Origin of the sequence: Streptomyces sp. V4I2 (assembly GCF_030817655.1) — a bacterium.
GTDB lineage: Bacteria > Actinomycetota > Actinomycetes > Streptomycetales > Streptomycetaceae > Streptomyces > Streptomyces plumbiresistens.
The window spans coordinates 5,699,647-5,725,294 of record NZ_JAUSZM010000003.1; the positions used below are offsets into that span (position 1 = coordinate 5,699,647).

Here is a 25,648-nt window from a genome sequence, read left to right on the forward strand (position 1 = left end):
GGGACGGGAAGGGGCGGCGCGGGCGAATCCCGTGTCCTCAGCCCGAAGCCCGAACGCCGGTCGGGCTGAAACCCAGCCCGACCGGCGCTGACCACACCAACTGCGCCTGATTACGAGCGAGCCGCCTTGCGACGCCGCGTCGCCAGCACGATGCCCGCACCGCCCGCGAGCAGCACCGCCGCGCCGACCGCGATCGGGCCGGTCGCGCTGCTGCCGCCGGTCTCCGCGAGGTCGCCACCGCCGCCGTTCGGGGTGGCGGCGGGAGCGGTGGTGGACTCGGAGGCCGACGGGCTCGGGGCCTCGGTGGAGGGCGAGGCGGACTCGGAGGGAGTCTCCGTCGCCGGGGGCGTCGTCTCCTCGCCCGGTGTCGAGGGTTCCGTGGACTCCGGGGTCGACGGGGTCGGCGTCGGGGAGGCCGGGGGCTCGGACGGGGCCGTCGTGCAGTCCTTCGTGCCGCCGTTCCAGGCCGCGATCAGCTTGTCCTTGATGACCGGACGGTCCGGGCCCTTGGGCAGGTCGCCGTGGACGAAGCCGTCGTTCGCGTCGAGCTCGCCGTCGAACTTGACGGCGCCCCGGTAGAGGTCGATCTGCGCGAAGCAGCCCGCGTCCGGCACCGCGATGTCGAGGGACTCGGTCTGGCCGGGCTTGACGGTCACCGTGTCGAAGTCGACGAAGACCTGCTCGCCGGAGGTGGCGAAGGTGGCGCCGTGGGCGAGGTAGGAGGCCAGGGAGGCCGTGCAGGTGTTCGCGTCGCCGGCCGTGCGGACCTTGATGTGGACCTTGCCGTCGTCGGTCGGCTTCAGGTTCTGGTCGTCGACCTTGACCGAGTCGTAGAAGCTCGTGCCGTCCAGCGAGAACTGGCAGCGGTCGGTCTCGGTCTCCGTGCCGGCACCGGTGCCGGGCTGGTAGGTGCCGCCGGACTTCCAGCCGTCGCCACCGGGGGTGCCGGTGGCCCAGGAGGTGGGGGCGGAGACGGCACAGAGGACGAGCGCCGCGGCGCCCGTCCCCAGCAGGCGGCGCGCGGTGACACGTCTGGTTATGGACATGCGGGATCCCATCGGGGTGCGGGGGGTGGCAGGTGTTCTCAGAACACCGGTTCTGAGAAAGGACCTGAGAAAGGACCTGAGAAAGGTTCTGAGAAACACTGGGCTCATTGGTCATATGCGCCACAGTGCTCGCACATCGTGGATCTCCCCACGGAACGCTGTCAACCTGCGGTGATGCTGGGCGAGTTCAAGAGCTCATCACAATTCCGTCACACAGGGAATGAACCGCTCCGGACAGCGTTCGAGTTCGCTTTCCCGACAATGTGGACAGGTACCTGCATGCTGATGCCCATCGTCCCGAACGCCACGAAGGAGACCGCGTGATCGACCCCATTCCCGACCTCTCCTCCAAGGACCCCAACTGGTGGCGCCAGGCCGTCGTCTACCAGGTCTACCCCCGCAGCTTCGCCGACGCCGACGGCGACGGGCTCGGCGACCTGAAGGGCATCACCCGGCGCCTGAACCACCTCGCCGCACTCGGCGTCGACGCCCTGTGGCTCAGCCCCTTCTACCCCTCCGAACTCGCCGACGGCGGCTATGACGTCGCCGACCACCGTGACGTCGACCCGCGCCTGGGCACCCTCGACGACTTCGACGCGCTCGCCGCCGAGGCCCACCGCCTCGGCCTCAAGGTGATCGTCGACCTGGTCCCCAACCACACCTCCCACCAGCACGTCTGGTTCCAGGAGGCACTCGCCGCCGGGCCCGGCTCGCCCGCCCGCGACCGCTACGTCTTCCGCGACGGCCGCGGCCCGCACGGCGAACTCCCGCCCACCGACTGGCAGTCCGTCTTCGGCGGCAGCGCCTGGCAGCGGGTGCCGGACGGACAGTGGTACCTGCATCTGTTCGCCCCCGAGCAGCCCGACCTCAACTGGGCGAACGAGGAGGTCCGCGCCGACTTCCGCACCACCCTGCGCTTCTGGTCCGACCGCGGGGTCGACGGCTTCCGCGTCGACGTCGCCCACGCCCTCGCCAAGGACCTGGAGGAACCGCTGCGCGATCTCGGCGCCCCCGAACTCAGCAGCGAGGAGGCGCTGTCCGAGCTCCCGCCCGGCAGCCACCCCTTCTACGACCGCGACGACGTCCACGAGATCTACCGTGACTGGCGCAAGATCTTCGACGCCTACCGTCCGCCCCGCATGGCGGTCGCCGAGGCCTGGGTGCCGGGCGCCCGACGCGTGCTGTACGCCCGCCCGGACGAACTCGGCCAGGCCTTCAACTTCGAGTACCTGAAGGCCGGCTGGGACGCGGAGGAACTCCGCCAGGTCATCACCGGCTCCCTCGCCGCCGCCCGCGAGGCCGGCGCCTCCGCCACCTGGGTGCTGTCCAACCACGACGTCGTACGGCACACCTCCCGCCTCGTGCTCCCGCCCGGCACCGACGAGAACGCCTGGCTGCTGTCCGGCGGCCACGCCCCCGCGATCGACCAGGAACAGGGCCTGCGGCGCGCCCGTGCCGCCACGCTCCTGATGCTGGCGCTGCCCGGATCCTCGTACGTCTACCAGGGCGAGGAACTCGGTCTGCCCGAGGTCGCCGACCTGCCCTTCGAGGTCCTCCAGGACCCGATCTGGGAACAGACGGGACGCGTCCGCAAGGGCCGCGACGGGTGCCGGGTGCCGCTGCCGTGGACGACGACGGGACCCTCGTACGGCTTCGGCGCGGGCGGCGCCTGGCTGCCGCAGCCGGAGCGCTTCGCGGCGTACGCGGTCGAGGCACAGGACGGGGCAGAGGGCTCGACCCTGGAGCTCTACCGCAGGGCCCTGAGGCTGCGCCGCAAGCTGCTGGAGGGCGAGTCGCTGACCTGGGCGGCCGACAGCCCGGCCGGGGTGCTGGACTTCGCCCGGCACGAGGGCTGGCGGTGCGTGGCCAACCTGTCGGGGACGGCCGTACCGCTGCCGGCGGGCGAAGTGCTGCTGGCGAGCCGCCCGTTGGAGGACGGCCGCCTCGGCCCGGACACCACCGTCTGGCTGGCTCCCTGAGGGCTGCTTCTCAGGGCGTGATGGTCGGCGTCGCGGTCGCGGTCGGCGGTGGCGTGAGGACCACCATCGGTTCGCCGGGCTGCGGCGGCGGCGGAGTCATGTCGTCCTTGGGCAGCTTCGGCGGGGTGGTCTGCTGGAAGAGGGCCTGGTCGTAGTTGACCAGGCCGGTGTTCTCCATGACCGTGATGTGGTCCAGGACGGTGTTGTTGGCCTGCTCGGCCAGCTGGCGCACCAGGCTGTTCTTGGTGGTCGAGCGGATCTTCGCGACCGTGTTGAAGATCGAACCGTGCGTGGTCCGCAGGATGTTGGCGAAGTTGGAGTTGAACGCCTGGCCGGTCTGCGAGTCGATCTGGTTTATGAAGGACACCTGCTGCGGGCTCGCCACGTTCGGCAGGGTGATGTTCAGCATCGGGGCGATCTTGCGGCAGCTGGCGTCCAGCGCCGCGTGTCCGTCCACGAGGTGCTCGGACGCCGTCTTGACCTCCGGGGTCGTCCCCTTCTTCAGGCCGATCTGCCCGAGCGGGTACTCCCACAGTCCGGCCGCGCGCACAGCGACCACGAAGGCACGGTCCTGCTCGGTCAACGGCCCCCACTGTGTCTGGGCGATCACTCTGTCCTGAGCGCTGGAGACGGTGTCGAGGCCGAGCATCGACGGATAAGCCAACGCAGCCAAGGTCAGCGTGAGGGCACCGCCGACGAAAACCGTTCCCGTCGTGTTCCGCGAAAAGCGCACCGTGTCTCCTGCCCGGTCGGGGGCCCGCTGTGGGCGGGTCGGACGTACAGAAGTACGGATGGGGATGCGCGAGAAACCTTTTGATTTGGTAAAGAATCCGGGCCGGTCCCTCCGGCGTACGGCCGCGCCTTCCTCGCCCAAAGCGCGCCCCGACGCTCGCCCCCACGCTCGCCCATACGGCCGCACAACGCACGCCGCCTGCGGAAACGGGCCGCGAGAATCGCACGCATCGGGGGCTACGACGTCCGGTGAGGAGTGGTGCCGACGATGCACAGGCCGAAGAAGGCAGCAGGAGCCGCGCTGGCGGCCGTCGCGGTGGTGGGCACGCTGGCCGTGTCCGGTCCGCCGCCGGAGACCGCCACTGCGGCGGCGCGTGGGCTGTGGGGGGCTGTGACCATCGCCCCCGGGCGGGAGGGGATCGTCGAGGCCTCCGGATACGAGGGGGCGGCGCTGGGGGCCGGGTCGGTGCTGACGCTGACGGCTCCCGAGGGCAGCGAGGTCACGGGCGTGCCGTTCGCCGGGAGCGGTTATCGGGGGGTGGTCGTGTCCGGCGGGGGCGGTGGGACGTACACGTTCACGGGAGCCGCGTCAGACGCGGAGGGCACGGAGGGCGCCGAGGGCGCGGAGGTCACGGGGTCCGCGGCGGCGCAGGGATGGCAGGGGCGGACCTTCCCCTTCGTCCTGGCGGTGGCCCCGGACGCGGTACCGGGCACCCGGCTCCGCGGATGCGTGCTGCGGCTCACGGACGCGGGGGGCGCGGTGCAGGACCAGGGCACCTGCGAGGTGACCGTCGGCCTGCCAGGGCCCACGCTGACGCGTCCCGAGTCCGGGGTGCCGTTGCCGGCCCGGCCGGAGATCGCCGGTACGGCGTACCCGGGCGCCCAGGTCACCGTGCGCGACGCCCTCGAGAGCGAGGTCTGCGCGACGACGGCCACGGCGGCCGGCAGCTGGTCCTGCGTCCCGGACCCCGCCCTCCCGTCCGGCCCGGGCCGCCTTCAGGCGACGGCCACGCTGAACGGAGTGAGCGGGACGAGCGAGCAGATCGCGATCACAGTGGCGGGCGCGGCGGGCGCGGCGGACCGGTCCTGACGGTGGGTCACGTCACCACGGCCATCTCGTGCGGCGTGCCGTTCAGCCGCCGCCCGCCCGTCTCCGTGCACGTCACGATGTCCTCGATACGGACACCGAACCGGCCGGGCAGATAGATGCCGGGCTCGATGGAGAAGCACATCCCGGGCACGAGCGGCCGCTGCTCGCCCTGCACGAGGTACGGCGGCTCGTGCGTGGTGACGCCGATGCCGTGGCCGGTGCGGTGGATGAAGTACTCGCCGTAGCCAGCGTACTCGATCACCGTGCGGGCCACCCGGTCGATCTCCTCGCACGGCACACCGGGCCGCACGGCCTCGAAGGCGGCCTGCTGCGCCTGGCGCACGATGTCGTGCACCGCTCGCTCCTCGTCGGTGGGCTCGCCGACGTGCACGGTCCGGGTGGTGTCCGAGCCGTACCCGTGCTTCAGACCGCCGAAGTCCAGGACCACCATGTCGCCGTCCTCGATGGTGCGCTCGCCGGCCTCGTGGTGCGGGTTGGCGCCGTTGGGCCCGGAGCCGACGACGGTGAAGTCGACCTGGCTGTGCCCGTGCCGGCGCAGGAGGTGTGCCAGGTCGGCGGCCACGTCGGTCTCCCGGCGCCCGGCGAACCGTACGGACAGGATCTCCTCGTACGTCGCGTCCGCCGCCGCCCCCGCCGCCGCGAGCCGGGCCACCTCGTGGTCGTCCTTGACCGCCCGCAGCATCGGCAGCGCGATGCTCAGCGCGCGGTACGTGGTGAGCGGCAGGGCCTCCTGAAGGCCGAGGAGGTGCAGGGACCAGGTGGCGTCCGAGACGCCGTAGTGGCCGTTGGGGCGCAGCAGTCCGGCCGCCGCCGCGTACGGGTCCTGGCCGTCCCGCCACTCCGACAGCCGCAGGGCGCCCGCGCCGGGGGCCGCCTCCGCCTCCGGACGTTCCAGCGCGGGGACCAGCAGCCGGGGCTCCGACTCGGGGACCAGCACCAGCAGGGTGAGGCGTTCGGTGAGCGCGGTCGGCCGGTAGCCGCACAGCCAGACCAGGTCGGGACCCGGGGTGACGAGCAGCCCGGAGAGACCGGCGTCGGCCGCGTCCCGGGCGGCCCGGGTCATACGCTCCGCGTGGTCCTGCTCGGTGAAGGCCACCGGTGTCCTGCTCATCGGTGTCTCGCTCATCGTCCTGCCCTTGTCGTCGCGGTGCCGTGCGCTGACCTTCAGAGACTTCGGGGACTTCGGGGACTCGGGGACTTCGGGGACTTCGGTGGGTGACGAGGGACGCGTCTCCGCGCTGCTCAGTACCGCACCGCCCGCTCCACCTTCGCCCCCACCTCACCGCCCAGCTTCCGTGTGCTGCGGGCCGTGGCCTTCCCGGACTCGCCGGACGGGACGTCGGAGACGGTGACGACGGCCACGTCGGCCAGGTCGCCGCCCCGCTCGGTGAAGTCGACCTGGACGAGGAAGGACCTCGTCGAGCCGGCCGTGTTGTCCACGCTGACCTCGACCGTCGTACGGCCCTCGCCGTCCGTGCCCGGGGTGCCCAGTTTCACCTCGTCCTTGGCGTCGACGCCGCCCTTGACCTCGTCGAATCTCCGGCCCGCTTCCGCCGTCGCCGACGCGAACGCGTCCGTCGCCTCGGCACCCACCGAGCGCGCCGCCGACTCCGCCCTGCTGACCACGTCGGAGGGGCTGTCGTCGTCGGAGCAGCCGGCCAGTGCGGCCACCGTGGCCAGTGCGGTCAGCGCGACGGCCGCCAGGCGTGCTCGGTAACGGGCCATGTCGTCTCCAGGACTGGGGGTTGGCAGATTCCGGTTCCAGTGAAGGTCCGTGGGCGTGCACCCGCATGCCGGACGTCACCCGAATGGCCCACCCCCATGGCGGGGGTCTTTGTGCCGCCCGATCGTCGAAGGGGTCGTCCGATCGTCGAAGGGGTCGTACGACTCGGACCACTCGGACCACTCGAACCACCCGCAGACTAGGAAGAAACGGGGCCCACCCATGACCCAGCAACCGCACGCGACGCAGCCGCCGACCGGCGGAGGGCAGCAGCCGACGGGCAAGCAGCAACAGCCGACCCGGGACGACACCCGCCAGGGCATGACGCCCGGCCGGGCCGACTACGGCTACGCCCCGATGCCGCCCGAGACCGGCTGGGCCACGGGCGGGGCCGTCTTCGCCGGCGTCCTGCTGCTGATGAACGGCGTCCTGGCGATCTTCCAGGGCATCTCCGCACTCGCCGAGGACGACGTGTGGGCCAACATCGGCGACTACGTCTACAAGATCAACCTCACCGGCTGGGGCGTGATCCTGCTCGTCCTCGGCGCGGTCGCCGTGCTCGCCGGCGCGGGCATCCTCAAGGGCGCCACCTGGGCCCGTATGACCGGCATCTTCCTGGCGTCCCTGAACATGATCGCCCAGTTCCTGTTCCTGCCGTACGCGCCGGTCTGGTCGCTCATCATGGTCGGCGTCAACTTCTTCGTGATCTGGGCGCTGGCGGTGTACCGGCCGGCGGGCACCCGGACCTGACCTGTGCCTATGTGTGCCCGATGCCGCCGCTGCCGAAGGAACCGCTGGAACCGGGCAGCCAGCGCCTTCGGTGCTGGTCCTTCCCTCGTCGGGTCGCGGCGTGGTGGAGCTGATACGGCATGAGCCGTTCCCGCTTGTCCGCGTGTATCGGGATCTCGTCCGGCTCCCGCACCTCCCGCATCTCGCGGATGGCGCCGGTCTCCGGGAGATGTGCCTGCTCCTCGGGGCGGGGCCGGGGCAGTTCCCGGTCCTGGACCCGCATGCCGAACTGCACGGCCCACACCAGTGCACCGGCGATGAACAGGCCACCGGTGAAGGCGGCGATCACGTTGAGTACATCGCTCGACGAGGCCGCCAGTACATACGTTGCGGTACTCATGGTTCCGATTATCGCCGAATTGGCGCTGATGTGTGGTTCGGGTCACATGATTTTGCTCAGCGAGGCGCCGGAGCCGACTCCGACCCCGCCCCCGCCGCCAGCGCCGCAAACGCCTCATCCAGCAGCGCGACCAGGTCGAGGCGGCCGTCGGAGGCGGTCCAGTGGTCGAGGGCGACGTTCAGGCAGCCGAGCGCGGCGCCCGCCCGCACCGTCTGCCCGACGGTCACGGATTCCGGCGTGCCCGCACGCTCGGCCAGCGCCTCGGCCAGCGCGGGCCGCCAGCTGAGCTGCTTCTCCAGGTGCCGGGCACACAGTGCCGGGGTCTCCCGGACCAGCCGGGTCGTCGCCAGCGCGCCCTCCGGGTTCTCGTGGTAGCGCCCGATGACCGTGTCCAGCGCCCGCCGCAGCGCCGTCCAGTCGTCCTCGTCGGCGGGGCGGGCACGCAGGGCGTCGGCGACGCGCCGGTCCTGCCCGTCGAAGGCGGCGAGGACGGCGTCCTCCTTGGTGCCGAAGTACCGCAGGAAGGTGCTCCGGGAGACCCCGGCGGCCGAGGCCAGGTCGTCGAGGGTCACTTTGTCGAAGCCCTCGCGACGGAACAACTCGAAGGCGACGTGGCTGAGTTCGGCCCGTACGGCGGCCCGGGCGATACCACGGGTGTCGGTGCGCGTGTTCGTTCCGAGCTAGCGTGACACTCGGTGTCACATCCGGCACTGTTTCTCACGCAGGCCCGATGTGGCAGCGGTCCTGCTGCGGGCCGTGCTGCAGACCAGGAATGGAAAGGCACCCCCATGACCTCCGTGCACGGCTCGCTCGTCGGCATACCCACCCCGGACGGCACCGCCGACGCCTACCTGGCCCACCCCGACGACGGCGCCCCGCACCCCGCCGTCCTGTTCTACATGGACGGCTTCGGCCTGCGCCCGCACCTCAAGTCGATGGCGGACCGCCTGGCCGCGGCGGGCTACACGGTCCTGGTCCCCAACGTCTTCTACCGCTACAGCCCCGCCCCCGTCGTGGACCTCCCGGACTTCATCAACCCGGCCGAGCGTCCGGAGATCATCCAGGCCCTCCGCCCGGCCGCCGAGGCCCTCACCCCCGAGGCGGCGATGCGGGACGCCGCCGCCTACCTCGACTGGCTGTCCGCGTCCGCCCTGACCACCGACGGCCCGGCAGGCGTCACCGGCTACTGCCTGGGCGCGGGCCTCGCCCTGCGCACGGTCGGCACCTACCCCGACCGCATCGCCGCCGCGGCCGGCTTCCACGGCGCGTACCTGGCGACCGAGGCCCCGAACAGCCCCCACCTCCTCGCCGAACACATCACGGCCGAGGTGTACTTCGGCCACGCCGACCAGGACTCCACCAACCCGGCCGAACAGATCGACCGCCTGGAGAAGGCCCTCACAGAAGCCGGCGTCCGCCACCGCACGGAGATCTACGAGGGCGCCCACCACGGCTTCACGCAGGCGGACACGGCGATGTACGGCGTGGAGGCGACGGAACGCCACTGGGAGGCCCTGCTGGACCTGCTCAACAGGACCTTCCAGTAGGTATGTTCGGTCCTTCCAGTCGGACGGTGGGGGATACATGTCTGAGACCGAAGGCCATGGCGGGGGAACTGTCTCCGACAAGACGAACGAGACGGACGAGACGGACGAGACGGACGAGACGGACGAGGCTCCATATCCGCAGGACGTCGGAGCCCCCGCCCCACGGCGTCGCCTGTCGTGCCTGGCGGCCGGCGTGGCAGTCCTCGCCCTGGTGGCCGGCGGGGTGATCTGGCTCTTCCAGGACGAGCTGTTCCGCCCCTTCGGCGACCCCCGAGCCTGCGACGGCAGCGACACAAGCCTCCCGAACGTGATCTCGGCAGCCGGCGCCCCCCTCCCGTCCGACGCCTCGGAAATCCACTACGCCACCAAGAACGGCACCGCCCAGGTCTCCTTCCGCACCAGCCGACTCCCGGACTACTTGCACCGCGCAGGCCTCGTCCCCGAGGGCGAGCCCCTGCTCGACGAGCAGTACGGCGACGCGTACGCCCTCGGCCCGGACGAGACGGAACTGCCGAAGGGACTGTGCGGCCCGGCTCTCCGAGGGCCTGCGTGGACCTACTTCGCGAAAGGTGCGGGCCCGGGCGTGAACGTCCTGACGGAACGTTCGCCCATCGACCCCGACGCATTCCGCGACCCGACTCGGGTGATCGTCACCTTCGCTGTCGGCTGAGTGGGCGCCGTTCCCGCAGTTGGAGTATTGGAGTATTTGGGCCACACCCAGCTCCTCCATTGCTCAGCCGATGAGTCCTCGGATCGCAGCCACGACGTTGAACACCGCGGGCAGGATGAAGAGGCTCCCGAAGCCGATCCAGCCGCACCCCGCAGTGCGGTAGCCGCGGCTTGGTGGCGGCGGCGAGACCAGCCGATCGGCGGTTCTCATCGTCTCGTTCGGGGCGATCGGACTGCGCCCGGTCCGGCGCTGCCTCCGCCCCATCCATATGAAAACGACCGCGGCCGCAGCCGTGAAGGTGTCGTGGACCGAAGCCGCCCGGCTGCCTTTGCCGAGTCTTTGTGACAACGAGCACTGCGGGAAGCGAAGGGCGCCCATGGCATCGTCGTCGTCCATACCGACCGGAGTGCCGACCGTGAAGGACGCGGTGGTCGTCGTCACGGACGTGCGCGGTGATCTGCTGGCCACCCGGACCACCGGGGAGCAGGGCGAGTTCGCCTTCGCCGAGCTCACCCCCGGCCCGGTCACCCTCGCCGTCAACGCGGCCGGCCACCGTCCCCGCGCGCTGGCCGTCGAGATCGGCGGCACCGGCGTCACCCGCGTCGAGGTCGACCTCGATACCGGCGCCCGCCTCCAGGGCGTCGTACGAGCCCCGCACGGCCCCCTGGCCGTCGGCGAGTACACCGTCATCGCCACCGGATATCCGCCCGCGGCGACCGCACTGACCGTCAAGGGCCGCGGAGGCGACGATCACGCCATCGAACTCGGCCACTCGGACGCCTAGTTCACGTCACTTCACGCCACCCGAGTTCATTTCGCCCTCACCAGGCAACCCCGGCACGGCTCTCCCAACTCTCACAGGGTGCTCACAACTTGATCAAGCACATCGAGCACATCCAGCACATCGAGCACGTCAAGAACATCGAGCACACCTGGGAGACAAGAGCCGATGACTCACTTAAGACGTTCCGCACTCGCCGCCGGAGCCGCGCTCACCGTCGTCGTCACTGCGGCCGCGGCGGCCCCCGGTGCCGGAGCCGAGACGGCCGCGGCGACCCCCGGCAAGCCGAAGCTGAAGCTGATCGCCGCGTCGAACTCCGTCACGCTCGACCGTTACGAGTGGAGCTCCGGCGTCTATCTCGACCTCGGCACGTACGTCACCGTCGACGACGCGCCGCTGGAGTTCAAGGTGACCCGGAAGTCGTACAAGGACCCGGTCGTCGCCCGCCAGATCCTCCGGGACGGGACGAGCACGCGGACCAAGACCCTGCCCGCCGGGCTGGTGAAGGACTTCTCCGGGCTGCGGGGCTTCCTGAACGTGTCGGTCACCGACGCGGACGGCAAGGAGGTGGTGACGAGCGAGGGGACCTTCTGCCCGAACAACGCCTCCGGGCGGCTGCGGCCGGACGCCCCCGCGACCTCGCACTATCCGGAGAGCTGCCCCACCAACCCGTTCACCCTCGGCTCGGTGTGGGGCGTCGAGAAGGGCTGGGCGTCCAACTCCAGCACGGTCGACTACGACAAGCCGGTGGACCTGCCGGCGGGCGAGTACACGGCCAAGGTGTCGGTGGCGAAGAAGTACCGCGACCTGTTCGACATCCCCGACGACCAGCCGACCATCAAGGTGACCGTGCGGGAGGAGAGCGAGGGCGGAGAAGGGCTCAGTACCGCCGCCCAGCACGGTGACAGCCACGGCGCCCACGCCTCCCAGGGCAACAACCACCACTACGGCCCCCGCGGCGCCGACGCACCCACACCCCCGGCCCTCTCCCACGCCCTCGAAGACCGCGGTACGGCACACCACCTGGGCGACGGCACCGGCCACACCGACGGCTCCCGCATCGCGCCCGCGCTGACGCCGAACGCCAAGCGGCCCACCGGCCGGGCCGGCGTCGCGGCGAGCGTGCCCAAGCCGGACCTGCGGTCGCTGCCGGCGTGGGACATCGCCATCACCGACGGCGAGGACGGGGACGTAGCGGGCAAGGACTACCTCGCGTTCAGCGCGAACGTGTGGAACGCCGGTCCCGCGCCGCTCGTCGTGGACGGGTTCCGCAGCCCCGGCAAGGACCTGATGGACGCGTACCAGTACTTCTACGACGCCGACGGCAAGCAGGTCGGGTACACGCCCACCGGCACCATGGAGTGGGACCCGCGCGTCGGCCACGAGCACTGGCACTTCACGGACTTCGCCAGCTACCGGCTGCTGAGCGAGGACCAGACGAAGGAGGTGCGCTCCGGCAAGGAGGCGTTCTGCCTGGCCAACACCGACGCCGTCGACTACACGGTGAAGAACGCCAACTGGAAGCCGTACAACACCGATCTGTCCACCGCCTGCGGTGAGCAGAACTCCATCTCCGTGCGCGAGGTCCTCGACGTCGGCTCCGGCGACACGTACACCCAGTACCGTCCCGGCCAGTCCTTCGACGTCACCGACCTGCCGAACGGCACGTACTACATCCAGGTGATCGCCAACCCGGAGAACCGCCTCCAGGAGACGAACACCGCCAACAACGTCGCCCTGCGCAAGGTCGTCCTGGCAGGTGAGCCGGGCGCCCGCACGGTGACCGTGCCGCCGCACGACCTGATCGACGCGCCGTAAGCGACAGGGAAGGGTCGTCCTCCGCTGTCAGGTGCGGTGGCGGAGGACGACGTACCCCTGCGTGGCGCCGACGATCTCGTAGAAGGCGCGCGGATGCAGCCCGCGGACGTATTCCTCGACGTCGTCGATCGAGCGGTCGGTGTTCTCCAGGGCGATGTAGTCCGGCGTGATGTTCCCCGTGCCGCCGGTCCAGAAGACGCGGCAGCGCGAGGTCAGCCGGCTGATCGGGCCGATGTTGGCCTCGACGGTGGCGCCGTCCGGGATGCGGTCCAGCATGCGCTCGACGGCGGTGACGCGGGCCGGGGGTGCGGTAGGCCTCGGCCTCGCTCAGCACCGAGAGGGGGAGGGCGGTCGTGAGCGCGAGGGCGGCGGCCGCGGTGGCGGCGGGGAGCTGGTTCGCGTACGAGCGCAGCCAGGGGCGCGGGCTGCAGCGGGCGGCGGTGAGCGCGTCGGCGAGGGCGAGGGCGACGACCGGCATCAGCACCGCGCTGTAGTGCCACGCGGTGCCCCAGTAGTGCTCGTCGCCGGAGAGTAAGCGCCAGCCGAGCGTGGGCAGGGCGACCACCGACAGCGGGGAACGCAGGGCCAGCAGGCCGCTGGTGGGGATCAGCAGCCAGGCGAGCGTACGCAGCTTGGTGCCGGTGCCGTCGAAGAGGGCGAAGCCGCTGTCGACCTTGCTCCAGTAGTCGTAGCCGCCACTCGTGTTGAAGGCCGGGACGACGACGGTCAGCGTAACCACGGTCGCGGCCACGCCCGCGGCGGCCACGGCGAGTGCCCACCGGGCCGCGCGCGGGGAGACCCGGCGGGCGCGCAGGACCACGACCAGGGCGATCGCCGCCACCGTCAGACCCAGGTCCTCCTTCACCAGCACCAGCGGCAGTGCCCACAACAAGGCCCGCCGCCATCGCCGGTCCAACAGCGCCTCCAGGCTGAACGCGATCAGCGGTACGGCGAAACACACCTCGTGGAAGTCGAAGTCGACGGCACGCTGGATGCCCCAGGACAGGCCGTACGCGATCCCGAGCGCGAGTCCCCGGCGGCGGCCGACGAGACGTACGGCGGCGCGGGTGACCGGTACGGCGGACAGGGCGAAGAGCGCGGCCTGGGCGACGAGGAGCGTGACGGGGGAGGGGAAGAGGCGGTACACGGGGGCGAGGAGCGCCGTGATCGGGCTGAAGTGGTCGCCCAGGACGTTGAATCCCGGTCCCTTGAGATCGACGACCGGCGCCCGCAGATGGGCGTACGCGCGGACCGCCTGCTCGAAGATGCCGAGGTCCCAGGAGCGGCTCGCCAGGTGCCGGAAGCGGGCCACGGACAGGGCGGCGTACGCGGCGAAGAGGACGGCCGCGAGGAGATACGGGTCGCGGTGGCCCGGCGGACGGGGGCGCCGGTCACGCGGAGGATGCGTGACCGGCGTCGGTATCCGTATGCCCTGGGGCGGGACAGAGAGGGTGCGGGGCGCGTTCGGCAAGGGGGACGGTCCTTACGAGCCGGAGGGAACGGCTGACACGGATGCGGAGCCCTCCGGGGGTCCGACGGCTTCGGCGGGCGGCTGTCCTGCTGCTGCCCAGGGACGGCTCGTCCGATGCCTGCGTCGGTCACTCCTGCGGACTGTCCCGCCCGGGAGAGCGACGGCGGAGCCCGCCCACCCGGTCGCCCTTGGTCAGCCCGGCTCGTCCGTGTGCGCGCGGCGGCCCTGGGAGCGGCTGCTGATCAGCCAGGTCGAGGGGTCGGGCGCCGCGTCGGCGACGCGGCCGGTGTCGACCGTCAGATGCAGGAGGGTGCCGTGCCCGTCGGGGCCCGTGGGGTAGCTGCGGGGCTCGTCGGCGTGGAACACCTGGCGCAGGAGCAGCGCGACCCGCTGGGCGACGTCGGGGTCCGCCGCGATGATGCGGACCTCGGCGAGCTCGTCGCCGTCGGGCGGGTGGTCGGCCGTCGAGCCCATGTCGGTCACCGTTCCTCTTTCGCCGCAGGTCCGCCGCATGCGCCCCCGGTCAGGTCCACCGTACTCCGGAGGGGTCATGGCCCGGCCAGGAGTTCCCGTACGGGTACGGGGGGAGCCGGCCGGGGGCGCATGCGGGCCGACGGGCGTCGCACATCTGTGTCCGCCACAGCAGGGATTCCACCCGGGCGACTAGAGTTCTCGTACGGGGAAACTGCCCCATAGGGCGGGCCGCGCCCTGGCGGCCCGCGGGAAGGCGTACATGCCCTCGGAAGACCAGTCGCAGGCCGCCGACCGGCTCGACGACGACCACTACCCGGCGTACACCATGGGCCGGGCCGCCGAGCTGATCGGTGCCACGCCCCGGGTTCCTCCGCGCTCTCGGCGAGGCGAACCTGGTCGCCCCGAAGCGGTCGGACGGCGGCCACCGCCGCTACTCGCGCCACCAGCTGCGCCTGGCCGCCCGGGCCCGTGAGCTGGTAGACCAGGGAACCCCGATCGATGCCGCCATCCGCATCATCGCCCTGGAGGACCAGCTGGAGGAGGCCCTGCGCCACAACGAGGAGCTGCGCCACCCCCGCAAGGACGCCGAGTGAATATCTGCTGCGGCCGTAGGAGAAAGCTGGCGCGGCCGTGGAAGAAATTCGAGCAGTACCGGGAAAAGGATTCTTGGACGGCTCGGAGACTCTCTCCCGGGTGCATTTCCAGCAGGTCGGCTCGCCGAAGTCATGCCCTGGCGCCGAATTCTTTCCGTGCTAAGCTCAACATCAGTTGCAGTTGTGGTTGCCATTTTGCTGCCGGTTTTTCCGGGCAGGTGATCATCACGGCGATGAGGAGATTCGCGAGGTGCGGGTCCCCAGCACTGCCTCAGGAGATATGACATGGCCACCGGTACCGTGAAGTGGTTCAACGCTGAAAAGGGCTTCGGCTTCATCGAGCAGGACGGCGGAGGCGCTGACGTCTTCGCTCACTACTCGAACATCGCCACCCAGGGCTTCCGCGAGCTCCAGGAAGGCCAGAAGGTGACGTTCGACGTCACCCAGGGCCAGAAGGGCCCGCAGGCGGAGAACATCGTTCCTGCCTAGCTAGCGCTACGACAGGGCCCGCACCACGGTGCGGGCCCTGTTCGTTTTCCCGGGACCGGCCACGCGCCGGCCCCGCGTAGCCCGCGTTTCCCCGCGTAGCCCGCGTTTCCGCCATGCTCCGCCCGACCCTTGGTGAGGCACCCATGCGCTGTGTGATCGCCCGTTTCCCCTTCGACCTCGTCAAGTCCGAGGTGGAATCGAAGATGGACGGCATCCGACCGGAGGAAGTCACCGGGGCCTGCGTGGTCATCGGGCGCAAGGTGTTCCCGGTCAAGCAGGTCGGCGAGGTGATCACCCGCCAGGACCGCCGCGACTTCACCGCCGGCGAAGTGACCCGTGCACTGGTCCGCCTCGGCTTCACCTGTCACGCGACGCCTCCTCAGGCGCAGTCACCGTCACCGTCACCGGCGCAATCGGAATCGCAGCCGCAGCCGCAGTCACCGCTCGCCTCCGGCTCGACGCCGGACCCCTTCGGCGGAATCGGCGGCTGACACCGGCCGGTTCCCGGCTGTCGCGTTTCTTCAATACGAGTCGCCCGTCGCCCTGCCAGCATGGCAGCCATGGAACTGGCACCTGTGAGGGCACCTCTGATGCCCCGGGCCTCCGCAGCCGCCGTGGACGTCGTACGGGGGATCGGGCCCGACGACTTGGAACGGCCCACCCCGTGCGCGGAATGGACTGTGCGCACGCTGGTGAACCACCTGATCTTCTGGACCGCCGTACGTGGTCACACCGCCGGACTGAAGCAGCCGCCGTCGGACGAGGTCGCGGAGGGGCACGACTTCACCGCGGAGCCTGACTGGGCCGAGGCGTACGCCGTCCGTTCGGCTCGGACCGCCGCCGTCTGGAGCGATCCGCGGGCCTGGGACGGTGAGACGGGTCTGACCGGCGGCGGCCGGATGCCGGCCCCCTTCGTCGGCGGCATCCTGCTGTGCGACTGGCTGCTGCACGGCTGGGACCTGGCCGTGGCCACCGGCCGGAAACCGGGCGTGGACGACGAACTCGCCGCGGCGCTGTACGAGGACGTTTCCGGCAGGGCCGAGATGGCCAGACGGTACGGCGCCTTCGGGCCCGAGGTCCCCGTGCCCGCGACCGCACCGCTGTTCGACCGCGCCCTGGGCCTGGCGGGCCGCGACCCCGCGTGGCAGCGCGGAGCCTGATCGCGGGCAGGCCGGGGCGGCCACGCCGGTAACGTGGTCTCACCCGCGTTCCGTCGTACGCCCCACTGGAGCCCCAGCGTGAGCAACTCCCTGTTCGTCAAGATCTGTGGTCTGAAGACCGAGAGGGACGTCGACACGGCGGTCGAGGCGGGCGCCGACGCCATCGGGTTCGTGTTCTCGGCCAGTCCGCGCCGGATCGACGCCGCCACGGCGGCACGGCTGTGCCGTCGCGTACCGGAGAGCGTGCTCACGGTCGGCGTCTTCCGCGACGAACCTCTGGATGAGGTGCGGTCCGTGGCCACCGACGCGGGGATCCGGGCCGTACAACTGCACGGGCCGGAGGACCGCGCCTATTACGACGACCTGGCGACGGGCGGGTGGACGCTGATCCGGGCCGCGGGGTTCGGCGATCATGTGCCGCGCTTCGGGGACATGGGCGAGGACATGCTGCTGCTGGACGCGCCCGTGCCGGGCTCCGGTGTCACGTGGGACTGGTCCACCAGGCCGCCGGCCGGATCCGGGGAGAAGTGGCTGCTCGCCGGTGGTCTCAGCCCGGACAACGTGCGGGACGCCATCGACGCCGCGCAGCCGTGGGGCGTCGACGTGTCCAGTGGTGTGGAGCAGAGTCGCGGGGTCAAGGATCCCGCTCTGATCACGGCGTTCGTCAAGGCAGCGCGCGCACGATCCTGACGCCGCTCGGCTCTGACGCCGCTCAGCCGGAGCCGGAAGCGGAACCGGAGCTGCCGGACGCGTCGCTCGCGGCCCGGCGGTACTCGGCGTTGATGCGCTGGGCCTCCTCGAGCTGGTCCTCGAGGATGACGATGCGGCACGCGGCCTCGATCGGAGTGCCCCGGTCGACGAGCTCGCGGGCGCGGGCGGCGATCCGCAGCTGGTAGCGGGAGTACCTGCGGTGTCCGCCCTCCGAGCGGAGCGGAGTGATCAGCCGGGCCTCACCGATGGCCCGCAGGAAGCCCGGTGTGGTGCCGAGCATCGCGGCGGCCCGGCCCATCGTGTACGCGGGGAAGTCGTCGTCGTCCAGACGATCGCTGAGCGGAATATCTGCTGTCATGTCACCTCGTTGACCAACGCGTCGAGGGGCCCCGGTGCCGTACGGCACCAGGGCCCCGAAGGAAATTGAACACCATCTGTCGGCTCTACTGCTCTGCCGACCTGCTTCTTCCGTCACCCGGCCCGGTGAAGAGGCGGGGGTGCGGGGATCGCGGCTGCGTGACCGGGGACCACCTTCCAATCCGGGGTCTTGCGGTACCCGGGCCGAACGTTCTCGGTCCGGGCGATCCTGATGGCGTCTGCTCCTCCGTCCGTTCCGTCCTTGGATCTCGTCTACGACAGAAACGTTACCCATCACGAAGGCCAATGTCTACCGTGGCAAGGGTAGATTTCACTCGCCTGGAGGGCCAGGAATTTTGCCCTCCGCACATCCCCGGCCGTCCGCCGCATAGACTCGGCTCTCATGCCGAACCCTGACGAGCTGCTCATGTCCATCTCCGCCATGGTGGAGTCCGAGCAGAGCAATCAGATGTCGCTGACCGTGGTCGTCGGAGGTGCCGTCATCACCGGCCGACTGGCTCCCGAAGCCGTGTGGCGGGAGCGGGTGTCGGAGGTACTGAAGGACTCCAATCACCTCGGCCCGTTCTCCGACGTCTTCACCGCCGGCCGGGCGGAGGACAAGCCCGAACCCGACGCAGCGCCCACGCATCTGCACTTCCATCTGGCCCGGATCCTGCAGGGAACCGTCGGGATCCCCGAAACGGGCGGGATGTACCGCGTCGCGATCAAGGACGTCAGCGCCTGGACCGTGGGCGACTTCAGCTACTCCGACCACTGAGAACAGACCACTGAGCACAGCAGTGAGGGCCCTGCCGACGCGCGTCGGCAGGGCCCTCACTGGGGCTGCGATGAGGCGGGCTTCCGCCCGTCCTCAGACTTCCTGGGGCTCGGGGCTGCCGAGCAGCGCCGAAGCGGTCTGGAGCGGGCTGAGGACCGGCGCGGGCGCCGGCACGACCTCGGGGTGCTCGTGGCAGGTGAAGCCGAGGCGGGTCATCGCGCGGGTGACCTCACCGGCGGTGAAGTCGCGGCGGTCCTGTCGGGTGAGGACCTCCCCCACCTGCTTGACGGGGTAGCGGCGGCGGCCGATGGTCACGGACTCACCCGTGACGAGTTCGGGCTTGATGCCCTTCATCGAGTCCAGCACCCCGTTCTTGGTGAGGTCGAACGGGTAGCGGGCGATGACACAGCGCATGATGCCTCACAAAGAGAAGGGGAACGGCCTGACCGAGTGGCCGCCGAGGATGTCCCGCAGTCGCATTCGGTCCGTGTACGCGGAGCTGTCCCGGAGGCCGGCGAGCTGGGCTCGGGTGATCGAGCCGGTGCTCTCGTCGTCCCCGTCGCACACGAGCAGATACTGGACACGGGCGCCTGCCATGACCGACAGGGCCACCTCGACCGTCATGTCGTCACAGACCCGAGGCCCGGACGCATCCACGTCCACCACAGTAGCCGGGACCGGAACCGCCGGGTGCCGCTGCATCTGAACCGATGTCAAAGAGTGCCTCCTGCGAGATGGCGGACATGGCGGGAGTGGCGCGTATGGCGGTCACGACAGAGAGAACGACAGAGAGAAAGGGAGGGGGAGCCGGTTGGGCTCCCCCTCCCCGAAAGCGTTACGCAGCCGAGCCGAAGGAAGACCTCCGGCGCGCCGGCGCGCGGCGCCCGGCCTCGCTCGTGCTCCGGGCCTGTCCGCTCTGGCCGCTCTGACCGCCACGGCTCTGGCCGCTCTGACCACTACGGCCCTGACCGGCCTGGCCACCCTGACCGCCCTGTCCGGCCTGGCCGCCACGGCCGCGGCGACCGCGGGACGAGGAGGACGCGGCGCGGCGGGGACGCTCGACGGCCGGCGCGGTGATGACCACCGGGACGCCGGACGGGACCTGAGCGCCCGTGATGCGGGTCAGCTCCTCCTCGCCGGAACGCACCGGGGTCACCGTCGCGGTGATGCCGGCCGAGATCATCAGCCGGGTCATGTCGCGGCGCTGGTCGGGCGTCACCAGGGTGACGACGCTGCCGGACTCGCCGGCCCGGGCGGTGCGGCCGCCGCGGTGCAGGTAGTCCTTGGGGTCGGTGGGCGGGTCCACGTTCACGACCAGGTCGAGGTTGTCGACGTGGATGCCGCGGGCCGCGACGTTGGTCGCCACCAGCACCGTCACATGCCCGTCCTTGAACTGGGCGAGGGTCCGGGTGCGCTGCGGCTGGGACTTGCCGCCGTGCAGGGCCCCGGCGCGGACGCCGCTGTTCAGGAGGTGCTTGGTCAGGCGGTCCACCGCGTGCTTGGTGTCCAGGAACATGATCACCCGGCCGTCGCGCGCCGCGATCTCGGTGGTCGTCTGCTGCTTGTCCGTGCCGTGCACGTGGAGCACGTGGTGCTCCATCGTGGTGACGGCGCCCTGGGACGGGTCGACGGAGTGCACCACCGGGTCGGTCAGGTAGCGGCGGACCAGCAGGTCCACATTGCGGTCCAGGGTGGCCGAGAACAGCATCCGCTGGCCGTCGGGACGCACCTGGTCGAGCAGCGCGGTGACCTGGGGCATGAAGCCCATGTCCGTCATCTGGTCGGCCTCGTCGAGGACGGTGATGTCGACGCGGTCGAGCCGGCAGTCGCCCCGGTCGATGAGGTCCTTGAGCCGACCCGGCGTCGCGACGACGACCTCGGCCCCGGCGCGCAGCGCACCGGCCTGCCGGCCGATCGACATGCCGCCGACGACGGTGGTCAGCCGCAGCTTCACGGCGCGGGCGTACGGGGTGAGCGCGTCGGTGACCTGCTGGGCGAGCTCGCGGGTGGGCACGAGCACCAGGGCCAGCGGCTGCCGGGGCTCGGCGACGCGACCCGCGGTACGGGCCAGCAGAGCCAGGCCGAAGGCGAGGGTCTTGCCGGAACCGGTGCGCCCGCGGCCGAGGACGTCACGGCCTGCGAGGGAGTTCGGCAGGGTCGCCGCCTGGATCGGGAACGGAACGGTCACGCCCTCGTGGCCCAGTGCGGCCAACATCCGCTCCGGCATGTCGAGTTCGGCGAACGCCTCGACGGCGGGCAGAGCGGGTGTGATGGTCTTCGGCAGGGCGAACTCGCCCTGCGGTGCGGCCTGTCGGCCGCCGCGGCCGGGATTGCCGCGCTTCTTGGAGTAGCTCGAGCCCGAGGCCGAGCCGGAGGCAGCGCCTCCGGTGCGGGTACGGGAGAAGCGGTCGTTGGTGCGAGTGCGCGTGTAGGCGCGGTTCATACGGAACCTTCCTTGATGCGGCACGTACCAAGGAATTCCCGCAGCAGATGAGCAGCGCAGAGAATTGCAAGAACGGGCCGAATGTGAATTCCAACCGATATGGTCGAGCATTGGATATCGGGAATTCGATATCCGGTTTCGGGCGCGGTATTCCTGTGGTGCGCCCTGGAACGCAGCGAGCTGGGGCCCGCACCCCAAGGTGCGGGCCCCAGCTGCGAAGTCAGCGTCTGATTCAGCGTCAGGCGGGGACGATGTTCTCGGCCGTCGGGCCCTTCTGGCCCTGCGCGATGTCGAAGGACACCTTCTGACCCTCCTGCAGCTCGCGGAAGCCCTGGGCGGCGATGTTCGAGTAGTGGGCGAAGACGTCGGGGCCGCCGCCGTCCTGCTCGATGAAGCCGAAGCCCTTTTCCGCGTTGAACCACTTCACGGTGCCGGTAGCCATATTGTTCTCCTTTGGGACGGTGTTCGGAGTTTGCCGTGTGCGCACTCCGGTCGCCGTGATGATCAGCCCGTCGGAAAAAACCTTCTGGCAACCACACCTGCAACTGAGATCGACAGTAGCATGGCGCGATCGGCCGTGCACGGTCGATGATTTCGCTCAGTCTGTCGACCGGGGAATACTCATCGCGCCTCGCGCCGATTTCTCACTTCACGGTCACAGATATTGCTCCGTTTTCAGCGGATGGGCCGCCGACGGAGGCGCCGGGCGCCTCGTACGGTGATGAAGGCCACATCGGCCAGGAACAGCACGATGCCGATGGCCAGCAGGTAGCCCAGACCGTCCGCCGCCGCGCCGATGATGCCCAGCGTGACGGCCACCAGGAGGAGCAGCAGGAAGGCCACCATCAACTCGAACACCTCCTGGTGCCGCGGGTGGGGTTCACCGGCGCGCGAGTTGGCGTTCGCCGTTGGCACCCGGCCGGTACTTCATGCCGTAGTGCTGGAAGATCTCTTCCTCCCGCTCGGCGGGCAGGACGTCGTCCGTGCCGATGGAAGGGGCCTTCCGTACCTCCCCGCGTGGGTGGGAGACCTTGACGTAGTCGGGCCCGAGGACGGCCTCGTCGAGCGGTACGAAGACCAGTCGCCGGCGGGAGGGCAGACCGGTGCGGACGGTGGCCACGGCCGGTTCGTCCGTGGTCGTGTCGACGTAGATCGCCTCGAGCATGCCGATCCTGTGGCCCTTCGGATCGACCACGTCGTGGTTGCGCCACTCGCGGATGTCGGCTGGACGAATCATGCCTGCTCCCTGTGATCTGGCCCACTTGTCATCGTATGACCGGAAGTACCCTCCGGCACCAGGGCGTACCCGGCCGTTGTGGTCGTGGTTCCGGGCAGCGGACAGCCCCCGGGCTCGTGGCCCGGGGGCTGTCTGTCGTGCCGGCTCCCCTACTTCTGCGGGGACGGGGATGCCGTAGTGGCGTCCGAGGGTTCGGCGGGCAGGGGCTCGAAGGCCAGGGCGTCCCAGGCGATCGAGTCGTCGCCGGTGCCGTCGGCCGTGTCCGAGCTCAGGGAGACGGTCGGGGTGCCGTGGAACTCGTACGAGTCCAGGGAGACCCAGGTGTTCTTGCCGCCGGTGTCCTGGGAGATCGTCTTCTCGACGACGGTTCCGTCACCCAGATCGATGCGGTACGTCGCCTGGCCGGTGTTGGCCTCGTGGTCGGGCAGGTGGACCAGGACCCGCGCCCAGCCGTCGATCGACCGGTCGGGCGTCCAGGTGCCGGTGACGACCGAATCGGTGTAGGTCGGCACGCGGGTGTGGGTGAACCAGAAGTGGCCGCCGAAGCCCGAACCGAGCTGATGGAAGTCGATCTTCGACGGGTAGACGGTCGCGCCGTTCTGCTGGGCGGAGCCGAAGGTGAACGACAGGGTGCCCCGGCTGGTCCAGTTCTTCTCGCCGGCGCAGGGGTTGGTACTGCCCACCCGGAACTTCACCGTGTTCGGCACGTCGTCCACGATCAGCGCGTTCGCGGGGAGGGTGGAGGCGCAGGACGCCGGGCGGGGTGACGTGGCCTTCGGCTCGGGGTCGGTCGCCTCGTAGGCCAGCACCTCGGTGCCGCACGTGGCGGTGCAGTCCGTCCACGTCGACGCCTCGTGCCACCAGCACTTGAAGTCGTCCCGCTGGCAAGGGCCCTCGGGCTGGCTGGATCCCTCGACCTTGCGGGGCTTGGAGGTGTCGCACTCGTTGGCGGCCGGATCGCAGAAGGCGTCGTGCGGCGGCTGGGCGTCCGGCGCCTTGCCGGTCGGCCAGGTGCCGACGGTGAAGGCCGGGCCGGTCGTGCCGGTCGTCGGGTCGGTCTTCTGCTGGGAGTACGCGGCCCAGCCCAGGACCCGCTCCGGGTAGGTCCACAGGTTGGGGGTGCGGGCGTCGTCGTAGCCGGACGACAGGAACATCTTCCGGTCCGGCGGGTAGAGGCCGTTGGCCGGGTTGTTGAACCAGCCGAGGCCCCAGGGGGCGGCCGCGTCAGATGCGTCGGGCTGGTTGAAGCCGCTGTTGTACGCCCACAGCGCGAACCACCAGTTCTCCAGGTACCGGGGGTCACCGCCGTTGGCGAGAATGCCCTGCTTGTACAGCTGGTTCCACTTGTCCTGGAGGATCTGCACACTGGCGGCGATGTTGGCCGCGTAGTCGACGGTGATCGCCTTCTGCTGCTCGGCGGTGTAGGTGGTGTCCGAGCGGGCCATGCCGCTGGTCACCTGGCCGATGCCGTAACCGCAGTCGGCGGCCGACCAGTCGACGGTGTGGACGCTGCCGCCGTTGCCGTAGTAGCCGCCCTGGATGAAGTTGCCGCTCTCGCCCGCGGCCGCCCGGGAGGTGGCCTGCACGAGGTTGGACTCCTGGGTGAGCACCCCGAGCATGATCTGCGCGGGCACCCGGCCGCCGCCTTCGAGCGCGACCGGCGGGAACATCCCCTGCGGGGTGTACGACGAGAGGTCGGTGCCGTTCCAGCCGGACCGGCGGCGGACGTCGAGCTTGCCCTGTACGGCGAGGTCGGTCGCCCACTCGACCATGGCGGGGGACGGCTGGAGCGCCTGGAGTTCCGGGTCGTTGCGGGTGACGGCGCAGGCGCGGTCGGGATCGGTGGTGGTGTGCTCGGGGCTGTCGTCGTCGGCGCTGTCCAGCCGCATGGCGGCCGACGGGCTCTCGACGCTGTTCGTGTGCAGGGCGGCCGACGGGTCCTCCGCGACGCTGTTCGTGTGCAGGGCGGCCGACGGGTCCTCCGCGACGCTGTTCGTGGTGATGCCGGTCGACTGGTCGTCCGCGCTCCGGCCCAGGGCCGGGGACTGCTCGGCGCCCTGGCTCTGCCGCGGTGCCTCGGGCTTCACCCGGAAGTCGAAGGCCGCGCCGGTGTCGGTTGCCAGGGCGTTGATGCCGACCGGCTGGGCGGCGCCGTCGGCCGCGACCACGGTGACGGTGTCGCCGCCGGCCGCCTCGCCGCCGTTGCTGACGCGGGTCAGGGCGAGATCACCGGTGGTGGAGACCTCGGACGCGGCCGGGACGTCGAGGACCCGCCAGTCCTGCGGCCAGCTCTTCGGCAGTACGGAGCCCGGTGTGTCCTCCTGCGCGCCCTTCCCGGTCACGAAGACGTGGCCGCCGGTGCCGTGCACCGCCAGGGCCCCGAGTGCGCCGGAGCCGAGCAGCCGGTCCGAGCCGGCGTCCGTGACCCGGCGGACCTCCACCTTCTTCCCGGCGGCCGGAACCTGGTAGGCGAGGCCGCTGTGCGCGTCCGGCACCAGCCGGAACGGCGTCCCCTCTGTTGTACGGGCCAGGGTGTGGACGTCGCCCTGCCGGTCCACCGACACGACCGAGTCGCCGGTGGCCGCCGCGATGCCGGTCCCGAAGGGCACGGCCGAGGTGACCTGACCGGGCACGGTCTGCTCACGCGTCACGCTCGCCCGCCGCGCGTCGACGGTCAGCAGTTGCGTGCCCTCGCCCTGCGGCCGGGACAGCACGGCCTGTTCGCCGTCGCCGCAGCCGGGGTTGAAGTAGGCGAGGGAGACCAGCTCCGGCAGCTTGGTCACCGTGCCGTCCACCAGGTCGACCACGGCCGCGAACGCGCCCTGCTGGAAGCCCAGTTGGTCGTTGATCACCTGCCGGGGCGCGTAGACCACCACGGCACGGTCGCCCGACGCCGTCACACAGCTCTGCCCGATCCACTGGTCGGTGTCGGTGCCCGGCTCGGACAGGGTGGCCGCGGTGCGCCACTTGTAGGCCTTGGCGGCATCGGCGACCAGTACGTGCAGTCCGGTGCCGTCTCCGTCGTAGGTGACGACGCGGTCGTCGGACTGCCGCCAGCCGGACGGAAGTTGGGAGGTGTCGGTCACCCGGTCCGGCAGCGGCGTGGCACCGGGCCGGGACGAGCCGGTCAGGGCCGCCGACGCCAGCGGTGCGACGAGCGCCATCGCCAGTACGGCTGTCCCGCCGGCCACGAGTATCCGACCGCGTCGACTCTTCGGCACCCGCCAGCGGTGCCTTCCTCCGGGGTTTTCACGAGAAGCGCGCAAGGCATTCCGTCCGGGTTCATTTTTCAAGGTCTGGTACCGGCTTTGATGGTTCCCCCTGGCCGGTGAGCGGAAGTTATCAGTCCGCTATGACTGCAGTTGGCGCCCGGGGAGCGCTACCGGGGGGTATCCACGA

27 protein-coding genes and 3 pseudogenes are annotated in these 25,648 nt (G+C 70.7%); 13 read left to right on the forward strand and 17 right to left on the reverse strand.

The window, feature by feature from the left end; translation table 11 throughout:
* Nucleotides 1-110 precede the first annotated feature (110 nt).
* The gene (locus QFZ76_RS26985) at nucleotides 111-1,046 is read right to left on the reverse strand and encodes an LAETG motif-containing sortase-dependent surface protein (RefSeq protein ID WP_307676144.1); all 936 of its coding nucleotides are present in this window, start codon (nucleotides 1,044-1,046) and stop codon (nucleotides 111-113) included.
* A 320-nt stretch (nucleotides 1,047-1,366) separates the two neighbouring features.
* Between QFZ76_RS26985 and QFZ76_RS26990 the strand changes: the two genes are divergently transcribed.
* Nucleotides 1,367-3,025, forward strand: coding sequence for an alpha-amylase family glycosyl hydrolase (locus QFZ76_RS26990; protein WP_307676145.1), 1,659 nt, complete (start codon nucleotides 1,367-1,369; stop codon nucleotides 3,023-3,025).
* A 10-nt stretch (nucleotides 3,026-3,035) separates the two neighbouring features.
* Here QFZ76_RS26990 and QFZ76_RS26995 read toward each other — a convergent pair whose 3' ends face one another.
* Entirely contained in the window at nucleotides 3,036-3,758 is a 723-nt protein-coding gene (locus QFZ76_RS26995; protein ID WP_307676146.1) for a DUF4142 domain-containing protein, read from the reverse strand.
* 267 nt (nucleotides 3,759-4,025) lie between these two features.
* Here QFZ76_RS26995 and QFZ76_RS27000 point away from each other — a divergent pair, with 267 nt between their 5' ends.
* Nucleotides 4,026-4,847, forward strand: coding sequence for a carboxypeptidase regulatory-like domain-containing protein (locus tag QFZ76_RS27000; protein ID WP_307676147.1), 822 nt, complete (start codon nucleotides 4,026-4,028; stop codon nucleotides 4,845-4,847).
* Nucleotides 4,848-4,854: 7 nt separating this feature from the next.
* On the opposite strand, the gene QFZ76_RS27005 is transcribed toward QFZ76_RS27000, so the two are convergent.
* Both QFZ76_RS27005 and QFZ76_RS27010 read right to left on the reverse strand, forming a co-directional pair.
* Nucleotides 4,855-5,994 (reverse strand): aminopeptidase P family protein, encoded by a 1,140-nt coding sequence (locus QFZ76_RS27005; RefSeq protein WP_307676148.1) that lies wholly within the window; start codon nucleotides 5,992-5,994, stop codon nucleotides 4,855-4,857.
* 116 nt (nucleotides 5,995-6,110) lie between these two features.
* A complete protein-coding gene (locus QFZ76_RS27010; RefSeq protein ID WP_307676149.1) occupies nucleotides 6,111-6,593 on the reverse strand; it encodes a hypothetical protein in 483 nt (160 codons plus the stop codon).
* Between the two features lie 220 nt (nucleotides 6,594-6,813).
* Between QFZ76_RS27010 and QFZ76_RS27015 the strand changes: the two genes are divergently transcribed.
* Entirely contained in the window at nucleotides 6,814-7,341 is a 528-nt protein-coding gene (locus tag QFZ76_RS27015; protein WP_307676150.1) for a hypothetical protein, read from the forward strand.
* A gap of 7 nt (nucleotides 7,342-7,348) precedes the next feature.
* On the opposite strand, the gene QFZ76_RS27020 is transcribed toward QFZ76_RS27015, so the two are convergent.
* Both QFZ76_RS27020 and QFZ76_RS27025 read right to left on the reverse strand, forming a co-directional pair.
* Nucleotides 7,349-7,720, reverse strand: coding sequence for a DUF6479 family protein (locus tag QFZ76_RS27020; RefSeq protein ID WP_307676151.1), 372 nt, complete (start codon nucleotides 7,718-7,720; stop codon nucleotides 7,349-7,351).
* Nucleotides 7,721-7,776: 56 nt separating this feature from the next.
* The gene (locus QFZ76_RS27025) at nucleotides 7,777-8,319 is read right to left on the reverse strand and encodes a TetR family transcriptional regulator (RefSeq protein WP_373464357.1); all 543 of its coding nucleotides are present in this window, start codon (nucleotides 8,317-8,319) and stop codon (nucleotides 7,777-7,779) included.
* 189 nt (nucleotides 8,320-8,508) lie between these two features.
* On the opposite strand from QFZ76_RS27025, the gene QFZ76_RS27030 reads away from it, so the two are divergent.
* Entirely contained in the window at nucleotides 8,509-9,267 is a 759-nt protein-coding gene (locus tag QFZ76_RS27030) for a dienelactone hydrolase family protein (protein WP_307676152.1), read from the forward strand.
* Nucleotides 9,268-9,304: 37 nt separating this feature from the next.
* Nucleotides 9,305-9,937 carry a hypothetical protein gene (locus QFZ76_RS27035; protein ID WP_307676153.1) on the forward strand — a complete coding sequence of 211 codons (633 nt, stop codon included), beginning with the start codon at nucleotides 9,305-9,307 and terminating at the stop codon, nucleotides 9,935-9,937.
* A 63-nt stretch (nucleotides 9,938-10,000) separates the two neighbouring features.
* Here QFZ76_RS27035 and QFZ76_RS27040 read toward each other — a convergent pair whose 3' ends face one another.
* Nucleotides 10,001-10,333 carry a hypothetical protein gene (locus QFZ76_RS27040; protein WP_373464358.1) on the reverse strand — a complete coding sequence of 111 codons (333 nt, stop codon included), beginning with the start codon at nucleotides 10,331-10,333 and terminating at the stop codon, nucleotides 10,001-10,003.
* A 4-nt stretch (nucleotides 10,334-10,337) separates the two neighbouring features.
* Between QFZ76_RS27040 and QFZ76_RS27045 the strand changes: the two are divergent.
* Nucleotides 10,338-10,721: pseudogene (locus tag QFZ76_RS27045) on the forward strand (carboxypeptidase-like regulatory domain-containing protein); the annotation flags it as partial.
* Between the two features lie 165 nt (nucleotides 10,722-10,886).
* Nucleotides 10,887-12,536: a lysyl oxidase family protein gene (locus tag QFZ76_RS27050; protein WP_307676155.1), complete on the forward strand. Its 1,650-nt coding sequence runs from the start codon at nucleotides 10,887-10,889 to the stop codon at nucleotides 12,534-12,536.
* A 27-nt stretch (nucleotides 12,537-12,563) separates the two neighbouring features.
* On the opposite strand, the pseudogene QFZ76_RS27055 reads toward QFZ76_RS27050, so the two are convergent.
* Both QFZ76_RS27055 and QFZ76_RS27060 read right to left on the reverse strand, forming a co-directional pair.
* Nucleotides 12,564-13,959: pseudogene (locus tag QFZ76_RS27055) on the reverse strand (DUF2079 domain-containing protein).
* Between the two features lie 240 nt (nucleotides 13,960-14,199).
* Nucleotides 14,200-14,481: a hypothetical protein gene (locus QFZ76_RS27060; RefSeq protein ID WP_307680140.1), complete on the reverse strand. Its 282-nt coding sequence runs from the start codon at nucleotides 14,479-14,481 to the stop codon at nucleotides 14,200-14,202.
* 259 nt (nucleotides 14,482-14,740) lie between these two features.
* Between QFZ76_RS27060 and QFZ76_RS27065 the strand changes: the two are divergent.
* The 5 genes and pseudogenes from QFZ76_RS27065 to QFZ76_RS27085 all read left to right on the forward strand — a co-directional run bounded on the left by QFZ76_RS27065 (nucleotide 14,741) and on the right by QFZ76_RS27085 (nucleotide 17,413).
* Nucleotides 14,741-15,074, forward strand: a pseudogene (locus tag QFZ76_RS27065) (MerR family transcriptional regulator).
* 285 nt (nucleotides 15,075-15,359) lie between these two features.
* Entirely contained in the window at nucleotides 15,360-15,563 is a 204-nt protein-coding gene (locus tag QFZ76_RS27070; RefSeq protein WP_010986199.1) for a cold-shock protein, read from the forward strand.
* A gap of 143 nt (nucleotides 15,564-15,706) precedes the next feature.
* On the forward strand, nucleotides 15,707-16,054 hold the full coding sequence (locus QFZ76_RS27075) for an SCO5918 family protein (RefSeq protein WP_307676156.1): 348 nt from the start codon (nucleotides 15,707-15,709) through the stop codon (nucleotides 16,052-16,054).
* 69 nt (nucleotides 16,055-16,123) lie between these two features.
* Entirely contained in the window at nucleotides 16,124-16,723 is a 600-nt protein-coding gene (locus tag QFZ76_RS27080; protein WP_307676157.1) for a TIGR03086 family metal-binding protein, read from the forward strand.
* 78 nt (nucleotides 16,724-16,801) lie between these two features.
* Complete coding sequence (locus tag QFZ76_RS27085; RefSeq protein WP_307676158.1) at nucleotides 16,802-17,413, forward strand: phosphoribosylanthranilate isomerase; 612 nt, start codon at nucleotides 16,802-16,804, stop codon at nucleotides 17,411-17,413.
* Between the two features lie 22 nt (nucleotides 17,414-17,435).
* Here the strand turns inward: QFZ76_RS27085 and QFZ76_RS27090 are convergent, their stop codons facing one another.
* Nucleotides 17,436-17,792, reverse strand: coding sequence for a MerR family transcriptional regulator (locus tag QFZ76_RS27090; RefSeq protein ID WP_307676159.1), 357 nt, complete (start codon nucleotides 17,790-17,792; stop codon nucleotides 17,436-17,438).
* 402 nt (nucleotides 17,793-18,194) lie between these two features.
* Here QFZ76_RS27090 and QFZ76_RS27095 point away from each other — a divergent pair, with 402 nt between their 5' ends.
* Nucleotides 18,195-18,569: a hypothetical protein gene (locus QFZ76_RS27095; RefSeq protein ID WP_307676160.1), complete on the forward strand. Its 375-nt coding sequence runs from the start codon at nucleotides 18,195-18,197 to the stop codon at nucleotides 18,567-18,569.
* Nucleotides 18,570-18,662: 93 nt separating this feature from the next.
* On the opposite strand, the gene QFZ76_RS27100 is transcribed toward QFZ76_RS27095, so the two are convergent.
* From QFZ76_RS27100 to QFZ76_RS27130, 7 genes are all read right to left on the reverse strand, one after another.
* A complete protein-coding gene (locus tag QFZ76_RS27100; RefSeq protein ID WP_266436378.1) occupies nucleotides 18,663-18,983 on the reverse strand; it encodes an SCO5918 family protein in 321 nt (106 codons plus the stop codon).
* 6 nt (nucleotides 18,984-18,989) lie between these two features.
* Nucleotides 18,990-19,226 (reverse strand): hypothetical protein, encoded by a 237-nt coding sequence (locus QFZ76_RS27105; RefSeq protein WP_373464359.1) that lies wholly within the window; start codon nucleotides 19,224-19,226, stop codon nucleotides 18,990-18,992.
* Nucleotides 19,227-19,404: 178 nt separating this feature from the next.
* Entirely contained in the window at nucleotides 19,405-21,012 is a 1,608-nt protein-coding gene (locus tag QFZ76_RS27110; RefSeq protein ID WP_307676161.1) for a DEAD/DEAH box helicase, read from the reverse strand.
* 238 nt (nucleotides 21,013-21,250) lie between these two features.
* A complete protein-coding gene (locus QFZ76_RS27115; protein ID WP_030939356.1) occupies nucleotides 21,251-21,454 on the reverse strand; it encodes a cold-shock protein in 204 nt (67 codons plus the stop codon).
* Nucleotides 21,455-21,687: 233 nt separating this feature from the next.
* On the reverse strand, nucleotides 21,688-21,870 hold the full coding sequence (locus QFZ76_RS27120; protein ID WP_307680391.1) for a hypothetical protein: 183 nt from the start codon (nucleotides 21,868-21,870) through the stop codon (nucleotides 21,688-21,690).
* A gap of 22 nt (nucleotides 21,871-21,892) precedes the next feature.
* Nucleotides 21,893-22,249: a PRC-barrel domain-containing protein gene (locus tag QFZ76_RS27125; RefSeq protein ID WP_307676162.1), complete on the reverse strand. Its 357-nt coding sequence runs from the start codon at nucleotides 22,247-22,249 to the stop codon at nucleotides 21,893-21,895.
* 149 nt (nucleotides 22,250-22,398) lie between these two features.
* Complete coding sequence (locus tag QFZ76_RS27130; RefSeq protein ID WP_373464360.1) at nucleotides 22,399-25,440, reverse strand: hypothetical protein; 3,042 nt, start codon at nucleotides 25,438-25,440, stop codon at nucleotides 22,399-22,401.
* Nucleotides 25,441-25,648: the final 208 nt, after the last annotated feature.